The 16,440-nt window shown below is 53.6% G+C and carries 12 protein-coding genes and 1 tRNA gene; 10 read left to right on the plus strand and 3 right to left on the minus strand.

Annotated elements, in window-relative coordinates:
- Positions 1-73: 73 nt before the first annotated feature.
- Positions 74-2,257: an LTA synthase family protein gene (locus AACY82_RS05615; protein WP_339615804.1), complete on the minus strand. Its 2,184-nt coding sequence runs from the start codon at positions 2,255-2,257 to the stop codon at positions 74-76.
- 144 nt (positions 2,258-2,401) lie between these two features.
- Here AACY82_RS05615 and AACY82_RS05620 point away from each other — a divergent pair, with 144 nt between their 5' ends.
- The 4 genes from AACY82_RS05620 to greA all read left to right on the plus strand — a co-directional run bounded on the left by AACY82_RS05620 (position 2,402) and on the right by greA (position 8,535).
- Positions 2,402-3,406, plus strand: a complete 1,005-nt coding sequence (locus AACY82_RS05620) for an alpha/beta hydrolase (protein WP_339615805.1) — start codon at positions 2,402-2,404, stop codon at positions 3,404-3,406.
- A 236-nt stretch (positions 3,407-3,642) separates the two neighbouring features.
- A complete protein-coding gene (gene carA, locus AACY82_RS05625; RefSeq protein ID WP_339616064.1) occupies positions 3,643-4,806 on the plus strand; it encodes a glutamine-hydrolyzing carbamoyl-phosphate synthase small subunit in 1,164 nt (387 codons plus the stop codon).
- Between the two features lie 34 nt (positions 4,807-4,840).
- Entirely contained in the window at positions 4,841-8,062 is a 3,222-nt protein-coding gene (carB, locus tag AACY82_RS05630; protein WP_339615806.1) for a carbamoyl-phosphate synthase large subunit, read from the plus strand.
- On the plus strand, positions 8,059-8,535 hold the full coding sequence (gene greA / locus AACY82_RS05635) for a transcription elongation factor GreA (protein WP_339615807.1): 477 nt from the start codon (positions 8,059-8,061) through the stop codon (positions 8,533-8,535). Before carB ends, greA begins: the two co-directional genes overlap by 4 nt.
- 56 nt (positions 8,536-8,591) lie before the next feature.
- Here the strand turns inward: greA and yhbY are convergent, their stop codons facing one another.
- Positions 8,592-8,894 carry a ribosome assembly RNA-binding protein YhbY gene (yhbY, locus tag AACY82_RS05640; RefSeq protein ID WP_339615808.1) on the minus strand — a complete coding sequence of 101 codons (303 nt, stop codon included), beginning with the start codon at positions 8,892-8,894 and terminating at the stop codon, positions 8,592-8,594.
- Positions 8,895-9,562: 668 nt separating this feature from the next.
- Here yhbY and ftsH point away from each other — a divergent pair.
- The 6 genes from ftsH to AACY82_RS05670 all read left to right on the plus strand — a co-directional run bounded on the left by ftsH (position 9,563) and on the right by AACY82_RS05670 (position 15,277).
- The gene (gene ftsH, locus AACY82_RS05645; RefSeq protein WP_339616065.1) at positions 9,563-11,488 is read left to right on the plus strand and encodes an ATP-dependent zinc metalloprotease FtsH; all 1,926 of its coding nucleotides are present in this window, start codon (positions 9,563-9,565) and stop codon (positions 11,486-11,488) included.
- Between the two features lie 213 nt (positions 11,489-11,701).
- Positions 11,702-12,511 carry a dihydropteroate synthase gene (gene folP / locus AACY82_RS05650; protein WP_339616066.1) on the plus strand — a complete coding sequence of 270 codons (810 nt, stop codon included), beginning with the start codon at positions 11,702-11,704 and terminating at the stop codon, positions 12,509-12,511.
- A gap of 5 nt (positions 12,512-12,516) precedes the next feature.
- A complete protein-coding gene (gene glmM, locus AACY82_RS05655; RefSeq protein ID WP_339615809.1) occupies positions 12,517-13,854 on the plus strand; it encodes a phosphoglucosamine mutase in 1,338 nt (445 codons plus the stop codon).
- Positions 13,855-13,951: 97 nt separating this feature from the next.
- Positions 13,952-14,731 (plus strand): triose-phosphate isomerase, encoded by a 780-nt coding sequence (gene tpiA / locus AACY82_RS05660; RefSeq protein WP_339616067.1) that lies wholly within the window; start codon positions 13,952-13,954, stop codon positions 14,729-14,731.
- 21 nt (positions 14,732-14,752) lie between these two features.
- Entirely contained in the window at positions 14,753-15,169 is a 417-nt protein-coding gene (gene secG / locus AACY82_RS05665) for a preprotein translocase subunit SecG (RefSeq protein ID WP_339615810.1), read from the plus strand.
- A 23-nt stretch (positions 15,170-15,192) separates the two neighbouring features.
- Positions 15,193-15,277 (plus strand) — tRNA-Leu (locus AACY82_RS05670).
- 246 nt (positions 15,278-15,523) lie between these two features.
- Here the strand turns inward: AACY82_RS05670 and AACY82_RS05675 are convergent.
- Positions 15,524-16,402: a hypothetical protein gene (locus AACY82_RS05675; protein ID WP_339615811.1), complete on the minus strand. Its 879-nt coding sequence runs from the start codon at positions 16,400-16,402 to the stop codon at positions 15,524-15,526.
- Positions 16,403-16,440 lie beyond the last annotated feature (38 nt).

Consider the following 16,440-nt stretch of genomic DNA (forward strand, 5'->3'; position numbering starts at 1 on the left):
AGCTACTCAAGGGCCGTATTAAAAAGTGCGGTTGATTTTAGCCTTATCGCTGTGGTGTAGGCGATAAGTCGTGCTAGTTTTTCGGAGCAAAAATCATCTTGCAGGGCGAAGGGGTTAATTCCCATTGTTCAGTGCCAGGCGGGAGCTCGTGAGATGTCCAATCGATAGTTTGTTTGGTGTTTTTGTGCCCAAGATAAACGCCGTTACTGCCGGCAGGGGCTTCTAGCCAACTCGGGAGTGTGCTGGTTGTTGCATCGCTAAGTGATACCCAAATGGCTATCCAGCTGCGGGTGATGTCGCTTTGCGGTAGGGTTCGAAGCTGATTGGCGGCGCGTTCGGCGGTTGCATATTCGGTGCTCTCTAGCCTGCCGTTAGCGTCAAACCATAAAAGATAGAGTCCCGCTGAATTTTTGATTTTACGTCCTTCTTGCGAGAAGTAATGTCCGATACTTCTGCCTTGTAGTTGTACCAGCAGCGGCTCATCGTCGGTTGTTGGAAATGTTACTGAAACGGGTGTTGCTTTGTCGCAGCTAAGTGTTGCGGCAACTTGGGATTGGCTCTCGACTTGTCGACGCAATAAGCTGAATAAGTCATCTCGTTGGCAGGCGCTGGGTATGGAGTCTGTGTAGGGAGTGGGTGCATTTTCGTTACATTGGCGTGCGCTGTTTCCGTGAATTCTATCGTCGTAGATTTCGGTGTAACGGCTTAGTAAATAAGGCGGCCTTGTGCTGGGTTGCAGTAATGAACGACCCAAAGCGAAAGTGGCGTTATGTTTAATGTTGAGTAGATCGAGCACTGTGGGTGCTAGGTCGTAGCCTGCGCCGGTTACCGCAGCGCGTGGTTGTTCCGGCCCCAATACAATTAATGGGACGCGACGATTCTCAATGGTCTCGCCAAATAGGCGCTTCATTGCTGGACTGCTAAAGGCGCTATGATCGGCAGTAATTACCACGGTGGTGCTGTCAAAAGCGCCCAGCGCTTTAAGCTGTTCAAGCCAGTTGTGCAATAGCTGGTCGGTGCAGTGTAGTCCATCTAAAAAAGGGTCGTCGTCGACGCTGTAATGTTCGCATTCATCGTAATAAAAACCGGGTAAATGGGTGCCGATTGTCAGTAATGTGATATTGAACGGTCGGTCTTCGGTGCTGAGTTCTTGGTATTGCGTTAACGCTTGCGCAAAAATATCCGGGTCGCTGATGCCCCACGTGCCAGCGCGCTGCTTAATGCCTTGTTCGCGCCAATAGCTGAGCCCCATGGGGTTGTTAAAACCGTGGCTTTGCAAGAAGCGTCCTTTTCCGGCAAAGGCGAGCTCGGCACCACCTAGATACCGATTTTGGTAGCCGGCGTGCTGTAAAACATCGGCGAGGCAGGGCATGTTTTCACCTAGGTTGTGGCCGTTGGCCAAACTGTCGCTACCGCGACCAAACGGAAATAGCGTGCCACACTGAGTGTTAACAATACCTTCGATAGTGATAAATGAACTGGCGTATATGTTGTCGGCGAGAGAGTGTTGCGCAACGAGTTCGCTCAAGTGCGGCATAAGTCCCGGCCAGTCGGGATGATTGATAACAGGTATGCCGACTGACTCGAGATACACCAAAATTAAATTGCGCGGCTTGCTCGGTAATTCGGTTAGCAGTTGTGACTTTGGGGTGATCTCGGTCTCAACCAGAGTATTGTTTTGCCAGCGCAGTTTTAGTTCGGCGTAGCCTGGAAGGTCGGCCGGGGTCATTAAGGTGCGGCTGGCACTGGCTAGCTGTGCTTCGGGTAGCTGGTTACGGCTAAGGAGGAGAATAAAAGTCGCTGAAAGTACAATAGTCACGGCTAGTAATGGCGTTGGCCGCGCCATACGTATGGTGAGAAAACAGCCGAGAGCTAGGTAAATAACCGAGGCGGTAACGCCGGCTACTAACCATAGGCCGAACATGCGCCAGGCGGCGATGACAGATTCGCCACCAAAATGCAGAAAAAATTCCGCGTTAAAGCCGGCGCCACTGAATTGAATGAGCCCGAGATAGGTTAGGCGAATGAGTAGTGCCACGCTGAGTATGATGATAACAATGACGCCGCCAATAGGGCGAGGTAGCGCGCGTAAACCGTAGAGTAGTAACGCAATACCACCCCCCCCCATGGCAATGATCAGCGCGGCATAAAAACTTAGCTGCTGCACTAGCGCTGCAGCATAGAGCACGGGGGCGGCAATTAGACTGGTCAGTAAGGTCAGCAATAAAAAGAGTTTTTGGCGGCTGTGACTTGGCATAGGTGGCGTCTGATATACAAAAATGAGATTGATGCGGGGCCGTAAAGGTAGGCGTGTCATCAAAATGAAACAAAGGTATGGATGATACCATAGGGTCCGTGGTGAGCGTGTTGAATCGTAAATCTTGACTTAGGTGGTGTGATGATGAGTGAAAGTCGTGGAAGATTGCTTGTGATGTTTAAGGTGGCGGGCTTGGGGGCGTTACTGGCCGCGGCGACCGCTGGTTATGCGGGCGAATATCTGGTTAATACTGGATTCACCCCAGAAAGCGCGTTTGCCAAAGCGCAAAAAGAGCACCCTGGTATTGCGGTGGCGGGTGTGGCGCCGAGTGCTGGTGTGTCGATCAGTCGGGACTTGGTGTACCGGGATGATGTTGGTCGTGCGTTGCATGTCGATGTGTTTGCCCCTAAGGGCGACAAGCCGGCCCCGGCGGTATTGTTGGTGCATGGTGGTGGGTGGATGTCGGGCAGCCGCTCCCATCAGGAGCCGATGGCAACCTATTTGGCTAATCGTGGTTTTGTGGCGGTGACGGTGGAGTACCGGTTGTCTCCCGAGGCGCGGTATCCGGCCGGGATGAGTGATTTGTACGCGGCTGTTCGCTGGATGCGTGCAAAAGCCGCCAATTACAATATCGATTCGTCAGCTATCGCGATTCTTGGCTGTTCCTCGGGGGCCCAGATGGCGACTTTACTGGGTGCGATAAAGACGTCGCCTGAGTACGCTCAAGGTGGGCCGTATCAGGCGCAGTCGTCCAAGGTGCAGGCGATTGTTAATATCGACGGCATTGTGAGTTTTACGACACCTGTGGCGCTGAAATACGAAAATGATCCGGCCAAAAAGCCTTCGGCGGCGGAGGCGTGGTTTGGCGGGCGTTACCAGCAGGTGCCAGAGTTGTGGGAGCAGGCCTCGCCACTCGCTTACGTTGACAAGCATACTCCGCCCACGTTGTTTATAAATAGCTCGCAACCGCGTTTTCACGCCGGCCGCGATGAGTATGTGGCTCGGCTTGATGGGGCGGGAGTGTACTCCGAGGTGCATACGCTGCCCAATACGCCGCATCCATTTTGGTTGTTTGACCCCTGGTTTGAGTCGACTGCATTTTGGGTTAACGCGTTTTTGCAGCGGGTACTAGCCTCCTTCGATCCATAAGTGTGATTTAGCATTGGACAATTTCCCGGTTTTCGCCTAAAATTTGCGGTCAGATTGGCTGTAACCTAAGCCGCGCCGATGGTCGCCAGAGTAATGAACAATAAGCGAGATGAAGCCCGATGTTTCATCTCGCTTTTTTGCAACTTGTGACCGGGCTTTTATTTCCGAGCAGATGTATCTAAATCAGCGACGCACCCCGGTTTGTGTGGTCGTTTCGCTCGGCATGAAGAAAGTGAATTGTTGAGGAGGTTGACTTGATTACTGGGGCTCAGAGACCCGCGCTACTGGTGCTAGAGGACGGTAGTGTCTTTCGCGGTACAGCTATTGGTGCCGACGGCCTGTCGGTTGGTGAGGTGGTGTTTAATACCTCGATGACCGGCTATCAGGAGATCCTCACCGATCCTTCCTATGCCCGCCAAATTGTAACGCTGACCTATCCACATATTGGCAATACCGGCACTACGCCCGAAGACGAAGAGTGCGCGACCATTTGGTCGGCAGGTCTGGTGATTCGCGATTTACCGCGTCTGTCCAGCAACTTCCGTCAAAGCCAGAGCTTGGATGACTACCTCAAGCAAAAGGACGTGGTAGGCATTGCCGACATAGATACTCGCCGCTTGACTCGCATTTTGCGCGATAAAGGCGCGCAAAACGGCTGTATTGTCGCCGGTGATATCGACGAGGTCAAAGCTTTGGAAGCTGCCAAAGCCTTTCCGGGCCTTAAAGGCATGGATTTAGCCAAAGAGGTTAGCTGCGAAGCGCCCTATAAGTGGACCGAGGGCAGCTGGAGTCTCGGCTCTGGTCACTCAGATATCGTCGAGACCCGCTTTAAAGTGGTGGCGTACGATTACGGTGTTAAGCGCAATATCTTGCGTATGCTGGCCGATCGCGGTTGCGATATTACCGTTGTACCGGCAAAAACCCCGGCGGCCGATGTGCTGGCGATGAATCCAGACGGTATCTTTTTGGCCAATGGCCCGGGCGATCCACAGCCCTGCGATTACGCGATTGCCGCCATCAAAGAGATTTTGACCACCAACATCCCCGTATTTGGGATTTGCCTCGGTCACCAGCTGCTGGCGCTGGCTGCCGGTGCTAAGACCGTTAAGATGAAGTTTGGCCATCACGGCGGCAACCACCCGGTGCAAGATACCGCAACCGGCCTGGTGATGATCACCGCGCAAAACCACGGCTTTGCGGTGGATGAATCCACCTTGCCCGCCAACGTCAAAACAACCCATAAGTCGCTGTTTGATGGCTCACTGCAGGGCATTCACCTTACGGACAAGCCAGCCTTTAGCTTTCAGGGGCACCCCGAGGCCAGCCCTGGCCCGCACGATGCCGACGGTCTGTTTGACCACTTTATTGAATTGATTGAGGCGCACAAAGCGGCCCAGTGATCCCTCGGGATTGGCAACAGATTTTGGAGAGAAGATGCCAAAGCGTACCGACATTAGCAGTGTATTGATTCTCGGCGCAGGCCCGATTGTGATCGGCCAAGCCTGCGAGTTTGACTACTCCGGCGCCCAGGCGTGTAAAGCGCTGCGCGAAGAGGGCTACCGGGTGATTCTGGTGAACTCAAACCCCGCCACCATCATGACCGACCCGGCTATGGCCGATGCGACTTACATCGAGCCGGTGGAGTGGCAAACCGTTGCCAAAATCATCGAGAAAGAGCGCCCCGATGTAGTGTTGCCCACCATGGGTGGTCAAACCGCGCTTAACTGTGCGCTCGATCTGGCCAAACACGGCGTGCTGGAAAAGTACGGTGTGGAGCTGATTGGTGCCAACGAAGAGGCCATCAACAAAGCCGAGGATCGTGACTTATTTGATAAGGCCATGAAAAGAATTGGTCTTGAATGCGCCCGCGCCGACATCGTGCACTCGATGGAAGAGGCCAAAGAAGTCCCCAAAAAATATGGTTTTCCGGTCATTATTCGCCCGTCTTTTACCATGGGCGGATCGGGTGGCGGCATTGCCTACAACTGGGAAGAGTTTGAGGAAATTTGTGCTCGTGGCCTGGACTTGTCGCCCACCAACGAGTTGCTGATTGACGAGTCTCTGCTCGGTTGGAAAGAGTATGAGATGGAGGTTGTGCGCGACAAAAATGACAACTGCATCATTGTCTGCTCGATCGAAAACTTTGACCCGATGGGTGTGCACACCGGTGATTCTATTACCGTAGCGCCGGCACAAACCCTGACGGACAAAGAGCTGCAAATTATGCGTAACGCCTCGCTGGCGGTACTGCGTGAGATTGGTGTGGAAACCGGTGGCTCTAATGTGCAGTTTGCGGTGAACCCGGACAACGGCCGTCTGGTAGTGATCGAGATGAACCCTCGGGTGTCTCGCTCCTCGGCTTTGGCCTCTAAGGCGACCGGCTTTCCTATCGCCAAAATTGCGGCTAAGTTGGCTGTTGGTTACACCCTTGATGAGCTGCAAAACGAAATCACAGGCGGTGCCACCCCCGCCTCGTTTGAACCGTCAATCGATTACGTGGTTACTAAAATCCCGCGCTTTACCTTCGAGAAGTTCGGCGATGCCGACGCTCGCTTAACCACTCAAATGAAGTCGGTCGGTGAAGTGATGGCCATTGGCCGCACTTTCCAGGAGTCGCTGCAAAAAGCGTTGCGTGGCCTAGAGGTTGGCTCTGCCGGTTTTGAGTCTAAGCTGGACTTGTCGGCCGAAGAGACCCCGGCGCGTATTCGTCGCGAGCTGACCACGCCGGGTGCTGAGCGTATCTGGTACGTGGGCGATGCCTTCCGTCTAGGTATGACGGTCGATGAAGTGTTTGATACTTCTAAAATCGATCGCTGGTTCTTAGAGCAGTTGCGCGAGTTGATCGACCTTGAGCAAAAAGTCCGCGCGGCGAAGTTGCCAGACTTAACGGCCGATGATCTGTACTTGTTAAAGCGCAAAGGTTTCTCCGATAAGCGTTTGGCTTTGTTGTTGGGCGTTAAAGAGGCCAAAGTGCGCGCCGCGCGCCACGCGCAAGATATTCGCCCGGTGTATAAGCGGGTTGATACCTGCGCGGCCGAATTTGCGACGTCTACCGCGTATATGTACTCGAGCTACGACGAAGAGTGCGAAGCCGAGCCCTCGGGTAAGCCAAAAATCCTAGTGATTGGCGGTGGCCCCAACCGTATTGGACAGGGCATCGAGTTTGACTACTGCTGTGTACACGCCGCGCTTGCCATGCGCGAGGACGGCTACGAGACCATTATGGTCAACTGCAACCCCGAAACGGTCTCCACCGATTACGACACCTCCGATCGCCTGTACTTTGAGCCGGTGACATTGGAAGACGTGCTGGAGATTGTCCATAAAGAGCAGCCCAAAGGCGTGATTGTACAGTTTGGCGGCCAGACGCCACTCAAGCTCGCCCGCGCTCTGGAGGCCGAAGGTGTGCCCATTATCGGCACCAGCCCCGATGCCATCGATCGCGCCGAAGATCGCGAGCGTTTTCAGCAAATGATCGAGAATCTCGGTTTGTTGCAGCCGCCGAATGCCATTGTTCGCTCGCTGGAAGAGGCCTTGATTAGCGCCGAGAAAGTGGGCTACCCGCTGGTCGTGCGTCCGTCGTATGTATTGGGCGGCCGGGCGATGGAGATTGTTTATAAAGAAGAAGAGTTGCGCACTTATATGCACTCGGCGGTTAAAGTCTCTGAAGATGCGCCGGTACTGCTGGATCACTTCTTGAGTGCCGCTATCGAGGTCGACATCGACGCGGTATCGGATGGCTCTCAAGTGGTGATTGGCGGCATTATGCAACACATTGAGCAGTGTGGTGTTCACTCAGGTGATTCGGCCTGTTCGTTGCCTCCTTACTCGCTGCCAGCCGATGTGCAAGATTTAATGCGCGAGCAAGTAAAGGCTATGGCGGTGGAGCTGGGCGTGGTGGGCTTGATGAATACTCAGCTTGCCTACCAAGATGGCAAAATCTATGTGATCGAGGTTAACCCTCGCGCCTCGCGGACCGTGCCTTATGTGTCCAAGTGTATTGGCGTGTCTTTGGCTAAAGTTGCCGCGCGTTGTCAGGCGGGCATTTCTCTGGCCGAGCAAGGTTTCACTGAAGAAATCGTACCCAAGCACTTCCATGTTAAAGAGGCGGTATTCCCCTTTAATAAATTCCCGGCGGTCGACCCGATTCTGGGCCCCGAGATGAAATCCACCGGTGAGGTGATGGGCGTCGGCGCGACCTTTGGTGAAGCCTACGGCAAAAGCCAATTGGGCGCCGGTAGCAAATTACCCGAGGGTGGACGCGCCTTTATCAGTGTGCGTGACGTGGATAAAAGTGGCGTTGTTGCGGTGGCGAAAAACCTGCTGGAGCTTGGCTTCTCGCTCGTGGCGACTCGCGGTACTGCCAAAGTACTGAGCGCCGCCGGCTTTGATGTTGATGTGGTTAATAAGGTGGTCGAAGGTCGTCCGCACGTTGTCGACATGATTAAAAATGACGAGGTGACCTTAATCATTAATACCACCGAGGGGCGTCAGGCTACCCGCGATTCGGCGCCTATCCGTCGCAGTGCCGAAGCTCGCCGCGTTTACTACACCACAACGTTGGCCGGTGGTGAAGCCGTAGCGATGGCGCTGCGCGCCGGTGGTGAGATTGAAGTTCGCCGCTTGCAGGACCTACACAAGGAGGCCGCACAATGAAAAAAGTCCCTATGACTGTAGAGGGCGCTGAGGCGCTGCGCGCCGAGCTGGAAGACCTTAAAAAAGTTCAGCGTCCGCGTATTATTCAAGACATCGCCGATGCTCGCGAGCATGGTGACTTAAAAGAAAATGCCGAATATCACGCCGCGCGGGAGCAGCAGAGCTTTTGCGAGGGCCGTATTCAAGAGATCGAGGGTAAGCTGGCGGACTCTCAGGTTATCGATGTTAAAGCGATACCGGCCACTGGCAAGGTGATTTTTGGCACAACTGTGACCATCGTTAACGTCGAGACGGATGAAGAAAAAACCTACCGTATTGTCGGTGACGATGAGGCCGACGTTAAAATTAATAAAATCTCTATTAGCTCACCGATTGCCCGCGCATTAATTGGCAAAGAAGAGGGCGACGTGGTGGTGGTTAAAACGCCGGGCGGAGAAGTCGAGTACGAAATCGACAAGGTGGAACATATTTAAGGAACGGGGAATGGGGAACGTTTTCGTTCTCCATGCCCCGTCTGCTGTTGCCCGCTTTAGCGCAGTAAGTTGGACAGCTTAGGGTTAGGTTGTTTCGCGGCGCGAAACAACAGCAACACCTTGCCGATTTGCTGAATAACTTCGGTTTTGGGCAGCTTGCGAATCTCATCCGTAATTTGCTGACGGTCTTCACGCTCGGTCAGAGCGAGCTTTACTTTGATCAGTTCGTGGTCATCCAATGCGCGGTTCAGCTCCGAAAGTACGCCCTCGCTGAGGCCGTTGTCGGCAATGGTCACAATCGGTTTTAAGTTGTGGCCGAGCGAGCGAAACTGTTTTTTGCGTTCGGAGTTTGAGGACATAGCGTAGTTACCTTTTGCGAGACTTCGTGCCACCCACTGGCGGGCGGCTATTGTACCCTAAACGCCGGCAGGAAATGTATTTCTCCGCGCTTCCATTAGGTAATTCTAGCGCAGTAGTCGCGGCGCCGTACGTCGGTGATAAATCGGCCAAAACCGGTCAATCCGGTGTTGAGGTGCTCAATTGGACGAATACTAGGTTCTGACGCGCCCGTCTGACCTTGTAATCTCCGATGCGGCCCCCATATGAGTGAGGTAGGCGCTGTCAGTTAGCCCTGCGCGAAGTGTTGGGTGAGAGACCCGGGTTATAGCCCTAAACAGCTTTGCTCTTGCAAGGCCCTGACATCGGTGCGCGCCCCAGAGAATTTGCGTGCTCATTGGCGCGTATACTGGCTCTTTTTGTACCATCCGAAGCGCTTTTCATGAGGTATATCTCACGGGTAAGGGCTTTAAATGCTGAATATCGAGTGCCGAATGGGGTACCCTGTTCTAGCGAGTTGAAATTTCATGACAGGCGGAATTTTACGGCCTAAATGTGATCTACGGGGCTATACTGTAAAACGGCTGTCATTATTATGAGCCTTCTAAATTTGCCCGTTATAACGCAGAAGGCCAAGCAGCGGCGCTAGGCGCCCGATTTGATGTAAATTGAGGGTTATACCTTGAACGATATGACGAAAAATCTGATTTTATGGCTGATTATTGCTGCTGTTCTGTTCAGCGTGTTTCAGGGCTTTCAGCAGCCCGCACAGTCCGAGTCTATGAGCTATTCGGAGTTTGTCACCGCTGTGGAGCAGGATCGGGTGCGAGAAGTGACCATCCAAGAGACAGATATTCGTGGTGTCATGGCCGACAGCTCAAGCTTTAAGACCAAAATGCCATCCGTTCCCGATACTAATTTGATGGGCGATTTACGTCATCACGACGTTAAGATCACCGCCTTGGCGCCCGAAAAACCCGGTCTTTTGTATCAGCTGTTAATCGCCAGCTTCCCTATTTTGATTATCATTGCGGTATTTCTGTTTTTTATGCGCCAAATGCAGGGCGGTGCAGGCGGCGGCGGTCGCGGCGGCCCTATGAGCTTTGGTAAATCTAAGGCGCGCCTTTTGGGCGAAGACCAAATTAAAACGACCTTTGCCGACGTTGCCGGGGTCGATGAAGCCAAAGAAGAAGTGCAAGAGTTGGTTGAGTACTTGCGCGACCCGACTAAATTCCAGCGCCTGGGTGGCCGTATTCCACGCGGTGTACTGATGGCCGGTGCCCCTGGTACGGGTAAAACGTTGTTGGCGAAAGCCATCGCCGGTGAAGCCAAAGTGCCTTTCTTTTCTATCTCGGGTTCCGACTTTGTTGAGATGTTTGTCGGCGTGGGCGCCTCGCGCGTGCGCGATATGTTTGAGCAGGCCAAAAAACAGGCGCCTTGCATCATTTTTATTGATGAAATCGATGCCGTTGGTCGCCATCGTGGCGGCGGTCATGGTGGTGGCAACGATGAGCGCGAGCAAACGCTGAACCAGCTACTGGTCGAAATGGACGGGTTTGAAGGCAGTGAAGGCGTGATTGTTATCGCCGCCACAAACCGCCCCGATGTATTGGATAAAGCCCTGTTGCGCCCCGGCCGTTTTGACCGTCAAGTCGTTGTGGGCTTGCCCGATATTCGCGGCCGCGAGCAAGTGCTTAAAGTGCACATGCGCAAAGTGCCCATCTCCGAGTCGGTCGAGGCATCCGTTATTGCCCGTGGCACACCGGGCTTCTCGGGGGCTGACCTTGCTAACTTAGTCAACGAGGCCGCACTGTTTGCGGCCCGGGCCAACAAGCGTTTGGTCACGATGGAAGAGTTTGAGAAAGCGCGCGATAAAATCATGATGGGGGCCGAGCGCCGCTCCATGGTGATGAGCGAGAAAGAAAAAGAGAACACCGCGTACCACGAGGCCGGCCACGCGATTATTGGTCGTTTGGTGCCTGAGCACGACCCGATTCACAAGGTGACGATTATTCCCCGTGGCCGGGCGCTGGGGGTAACGCAGTTTTTGCCCGAGGCCGATAAGTACAGTATGAGCCGCCGCTCTATTGAGTCGAGCATTTGCACTTTGTTTGGTGGTCGCATTGCCGAGCAAATGACGTTAGGCGATGACGGTATCACCACTGGTGCTTCTAACGATATCGAGCGGGCGACGGAGCTGTCGCGCAATATGGTGACTAAATGGGGCTTGTCGCAAAAGCTTGGCCCGCTGCACTATGGTGAAGACGAAGGCATGATGCCTGGCTCGGGGCAAATTAACTATTCGGGGGAAACCTCGAAGTTGATTGATCAGGAAGTGCGTCAGATTATCGATGGCTGTTACAAGCGTGCTGAGCAGCTGTTGCACGATAATCGCGATATTCTGGAAGCTATGAAAGACGCACTGATGGAGTACGAGACGATTGATGCCGAGCAGGTTGATGATTTGATGGCGCGCCGTAAAGTTCGTCCACCGCGGGATTGGCACGATGGTGACTTTAATGGCCATGTTGGCGGTGGCGGTGTGAGTGATAAAGCTGACGACTCTCCGAAAGAGGGTAAAGCTGGACCTATCGGCGGCCCTGCGGAAGATCACTAAGCCGCACATGCCGTACTATAACCCCGCTTTTGCGGGGTTATTTGTATCCGGCTAAAATTCCGCGCTGTTATAAAGCCGTTTATAACTCGACTGTTTTAGTCAAATCTTATTCGTTAAGCCGTGACCAGTATGCCCTTGCCCTCGTCTGCCTCTAGTTCGCTTGCCCCTATAAATTGCGCTGCTCATCGCTTGGTGTTTGAGCGGCCGCAAGTGATGGGCATTTTGAATGCCACACCCGACTCCTTCTCTGATGGTGGCCGTTATTTTAAGGGCGCCTCCGTTGATCTTGCGCTGGCGTTAGAGCGCGCCCGTCAAATGCTGGCCGAAGGCGCCGCTATTATCGATGTGGGCGGCGAGTCTACTCGCCCCGGTGCCGCCCCGGTTTCTGAGGCGCAAGAGCTGGAGCGGGTTATTCCAGTGATTGAGGCGATTACCCGCGAGCTGGGGGCACTTGTATCGGTGGATACCAGCAACCCAGTGGTTATGCGCGAGGCGGCTGCGGCAGGCGCCGGTTTGATCAACGATGTGCGCGCGCTGCGCCGAGAGGGCGCGTTGAAAGCCGCGGCACTGACTGGGCTGCCAGTATGCTTGATGCATATGCGTGGCGAGCCAGACAATATGAGCGACCTACAAACTTACCCAGACGTAATGCGCGAGGTGCATGACTTTTTTTCTCAGCGGCTGGACGCTTGTGAAGCCGCTGGCCTCGATCGCGACAGGGTACTGCTAGATCCAGGTTTTGGCTTTGGCAAAACACTGGCGCAAAATTTAACCTTGTTGCATGGTTTATCTGAGTTCCAACGATATCAGCGGCCGCTTTTAGTAGGCTTGTCGCGTAAATCTTTGTTAGGCGCGTTACTTGGCCGCGATGTTGATAAGCGTTTGCCTGGATCACAGGCGCTAGCGCACGAGAGTGTGTTGCGCGGTGCCAATATTATTCGAGTGCACGATGTGGCCGCCACCAGCGATATGATTAGTGTTCACCTAGCTGTGCAAGATGGCTGGTGCGAGAAAGAGAGTTAGTAAATATGAGCCGACAATATTTTGGTACCGATGGTATTCGCGGACGCGTGGGCGAAACGCCCATCACTCCTGACTTTATGCTTAAACTGGGTTGGGCGGCGGGCCGGGTGTTAGTGGATCACTACGACGGGCCGGGCTTGATCCTAATTGGTAAAGACACCCGGATATCGGGGTATATGTTTGAGTCTGCACTGCAGGCGGGCTTGATTAACGCAGGGGTCGACGTCGGGCTGTTAGGGCCAATGCCTACGCCTGGCATTGCTTATTTAACCCGTACGTTTCAGGCGCAAGCCGGCATTGTCATTAGCGCCTCGCACAACAGTTATTTTGATAACGGCATTAAGTTCTTTAGCGCGGAGGGCACTAAGCTACCCGATGATATAGAGCACGCCATAGAAGAGCAGCTTGAACAGCCGATGGTGACGGCGGAGCGGCTTGGTAAGGCGCGCCGGATCACGGATGCCGCGGGTCGTTATATTGAGTTTTGCAAAGGTACTATGCCTTGGGGATTTAAGCTCTCGGGGATGCAAATCGTGGTGGATTGCGCTCATGGCGCCACGTACCACATTGCTCCAAGTGTTTTTAGTGAGTTGGGCGCTAAAGTCATCCCGTTTGCTTGCGAGCCCAATGGCACGAACATTAATCGCAGTTGTGGCTCGACTAACCCCGAGGCACTGAAAGAAAAAGTGCAGGAAGTGGGGGCCGATTTGGGTATCGCCTTTGATGGCGACGGTGATCGCTTAATCTTTGTCGATCACAAGGGGGAGGTCGTCGATGGCGATGAGCTGCTCTACATCATTGCGGCGTATCAGCACAAGCTCGGCGGTGGCTGCCCCGGTGTGGTGGGCACCCTTATGAGTAATTTTGGCTTCGAGCTCGGTCTTAAAGCGCTAGGTATTCCATTTGCTCGCGCTAAAGTGGGGGACCGCTACGTGATCGAGACCATGCGCAATAATGGTTGGACGCTGGGTGGGGAGTCGTCAGGGCATATCGTCTGTGGCAATGTGACCACCACCGGTGATGGCATCATCTCGGCCCTGCAGGTTTTGCTGGCGATTAGTGCTATGGACAAAACTCTGCACAGTGCTAAACAGGGGATGGTGAAGTTGCCGCAAACTATGATCAATGTCCATCGCTTGAAAAAAGTCGATTTAAGCAGTGATCCTGCCGTTCAGTCCGCCGTCGCCGCCACGGAGCAACAGCTGGGTGGTCGTGGCCGGGTCCTGCTGCGGCCTTCGGGCACTGAGCCGGTCGTTCGGGTTATGGTTGAAGGTGAAGATCGCGCCGAGGTAAAGCGCTTGGCCGGGCAGCTCGCGCAAGAGGTGGAAAAGGCGCTGAATTAGTCGCGTAACCTACGGTTTTTAGGGCAATTTGCCGTTGTATCTTGAAGAGTGTTCGGATACCATTGGCGGCCGTTTTACGGAGGACACCAAAGTGGGATTGCAGTCCAGAGGAGATCGACGCAAGTTAGTCGTCGGTAACTGGAAAATGAACGGCACTCGTGCCGCCAACGACCGGTTACTCCAAGCAATTTTGTCTGGCTGGCGTCCGCTGCAACACGTTGATGCTGCGATTTGTCCTCCATTTGTGTATTTGCCACAACTGGCCGAGACGCTTGCGAGTAGCCCGCTTATTGTGGGGGCGCAAAGTCTTAATCCGCGTGCCAATGGCGCTTTTACCGGCGAGATCTCTGGTGAAATGCTATCGGATTGTGGTTGTCACTATGTGATTGTCGGTCACAACGAGCGCCGCCGGATGCAGTCCGAAAGTGATTTGTATGTGGCAGAGCAGTTTTTAGCGGCGCAAGAGAGTGGTCTAACCCCCATTTTATGTGTCGGCGAATCCGAGCAAGCACGTGAAGCGGGAAATGCGCTTGACGCTATTGGTCAGCAACTTAGAGTTGTGATTGAGGCGGCGGGCTTAGAGGCGTTTAGTCGTGCCGTGGTAGCTTATGAGCCAATTTGGGCGGTAGGTACAGGTAAAACGGCGACGCCAGAGCAAGCCCAAGAGGTACACACTTTTATCCGCGGTCAGTTCGGTGCCCAGGGTAACGGTTTAGTCATATTGTACGGCGGCAGCGTTAAGGCCGACAACGCGCTGAGCTTGTTTGCCGAGCCGGATATCGATGGCGCCCTCTTAGGGGGAGCATCGCTTAACGCAGAAGAATTTATAGCGATATGTCAGAGCGCCGAACAGGTTGCTACTGGCATGACACAGTAAGCTCGTAAAGAGAGCGGAGTAATGGAAAAAATAGTACTGATTGTTCATATCTTAACGGCGCTGGCCATCATTGCATTGATCTTAATGCAGCAGGGCAAAGGCGCCTCAGCCGGTGCCTCTTTTGGTGCTGGCGCATCGCAAACCGTCTTTGGTAGTGAGGGCAGTGGTAACTTTTTTACCCGCGCCACGGCTATTTTTGCGTTTGTCTTTTTCTGCACCAGTTTTGGTCTCGCTATTATTGCAAAAAATAGCTCTTCCATAGCTGACGATTCAATTCCGAGCGTGATAGAATCCGCACCCGCTGAGAGTGACGTTCCTGCGGCTGGCGGTGCTGTTGACGCATCTGCCGATGAGTCAGACGTCCCCGGCGGCTCTGATGTGCCGAGCGTCGAGCAAGGTGCCGGTGTTGCAGAAGATGAGGTTCCAGCCGCTCCTTAACAGTGAGTAGCTAATATAGAATTGCCCAAGTGGTGGAATTGGTAGACACGCTATCTTGAGGGGGTAGTGGCGTAAGCCGTGCCGGTTCAAGTCCGGCCTTGGGCACCATCTCAAAGAAAAGGCTCTTCACGAAAGTGAAGGGCCTTTTTTTATGCCTGACAGGTCGAGCTAAGGTTTGAAGTGTACTTGCCTCATCCCCGATACTCAGTTCTACGCCAAAGCGCAGGGTCTTTTTTATAGGTGTTAGCTTGGATTAGAGGGTTCTTCTTGTTTGTTGGTATGCATTGCAGCATTGCTAGATGTCTGGTGAATGTCACGATTGGTGGTGTTTATCGCTAAAGTTGGGTGCCAGCATTAACGTAGTTCTAGCTCTTGGCGGCCGAGAAAGTACTCTTTGTACTTTTCATTAATGCCCTCAAGGTATGGATTACGCAAAATAAAAATCCGGCGGTTGTTAAGGTTAATGGCGCCGAGGTTGGCTTGGTAGTGCTTGCGCCAAAGCTCGAGTGCCGAGCCATCGGTGTAGGCGAGCTGAAGCCCACGGTTAAGGCGGGCAAAAACCTTGGGTTTACTTTTGTGAACCCAAAAAAAGCGCGGTAATGGGTAATAAAGGGCTAAATTTGGGTTGATACGAAAGCCGCCGATGTCGCCATAGTTTTGCCATTCTGGTTGTATCTCGCTCGGTCCGCGGCAGAATAAGTCAAAGCGCTCGCCTGCGAGCATGGGGAATAGGTTTTCATAGTTGGCGGCCTCCATGACGGAAAACCCGTTGTGTTTAAGTATGTCGCTATCGAGCCAGCCGACACCTTGCCCAATACTGAGTTTGCGCAATTGCTCGAGGTTGACGATGTTGCCGGTTTGTGTGGCCGATTGGTTGTTTTCAAAACAGATTCGGTAGCTGAATATTCCGCGATCGATGGGGTAGGCGGGGTAGTAAAATGTGTTGGTTAGCTTTTGCGCGTAACTGGTTTTAAAAATTAAATTGTCTTTGCCTGTGGCCAGCGCCATGGCGCGGGGTAAGTTCATGGGGGCGGCGGGCGTTAGGGTGTAAGGGCCAAATTCGGGCGTAGTTTTGTCGAGCGCTAAACGCAACAGTTCCATCTCGTAGCTAAAGCGATGGTCGCCGGTGGAGCCGGGGGTGCGGTATTGGTAGTTGGTGATGCTGGCACTGTTGTCTGCAAGCTCCTCAGCATAGGCGTTGATGGCCGGGAGGAGCAATAAAATCCAGCACAAAATTGGCCACGTCCCTATAGGTTTGCTTCCTATGATGA

Source organism: uncultured Gilvimarinus sp., from assembly GCF_963972205.1.
In the GTDB taxonomy this organism is placed as follows: domain Bacteria; phylum Pseudomonadota; class Gammaproteobacteria; order Pseudomonadales; family Cellvibrionaceae; genus Gilvimarinus; species Gilvimarinus japonicus.

Bases quoted from the DNA above. Each gene is read 5' to 3' on its own strand.
- AACY82_RS05615 (WP_339615804.1), bottom strand. From the start codon at position 2,257: ATGCCAAGTCACAGCCGCCAAAAACTCTTTTTATTGCTGACCTTACTG.
- AACY82_RS05620 (WP_339615805.1), top strand. From the start codon at position 2,402: ATGAGTGAAAGTCGTGGAAGATTGCTTGTGATGTTTAAGGTGGCGGGC.
- carB (WP_339615806.1), top strand. From the start codon at position 4,841: ATGCCAAAGCGTACCGACATTAGCAGTGTATTGATTCTCGGCGCAGGC.
- greA (WP_339615807.1), top strand. From the start codon at position 8,059: ATGAAAAAAGTCCCTATGACTGTAGAGGGCGCTGAGGCGCTGCGCGCC.
- yhbY (WP_339615808.1), bottom strand. From the start codon at position 8,894: ATGTCCTCAAACTCCGAACGCAAAAAACAGTTTCGCTCGCTCGGCCAC.
- ftsH (WP_339616065.1), top strand. From the start codon at position 9,563: ATGACGAAAAATCTGATTTTATGGCTGATTATTGCTGCTGTTCTGTTC.
- folP (WP_339616066.1), top strand. From the start codon at position 11,702: ATGGGCATTTTGAATGCCACACCCGACTCCTTCTCTGATGGTGGCCGT.
- glmM (WP_339615809.1), top strand. From the start codon at position 12,517: ATGAGCCGACAATATTTTGGTACCGATGGTATTCGCGGACGCGTGGGC.
- secG (WP_339615810.1), top strand. From the start codon at position 14,753: ATGGAAAAAATAGTACTGATTGTTCATATCTTAACGGCGCTGGCCATC.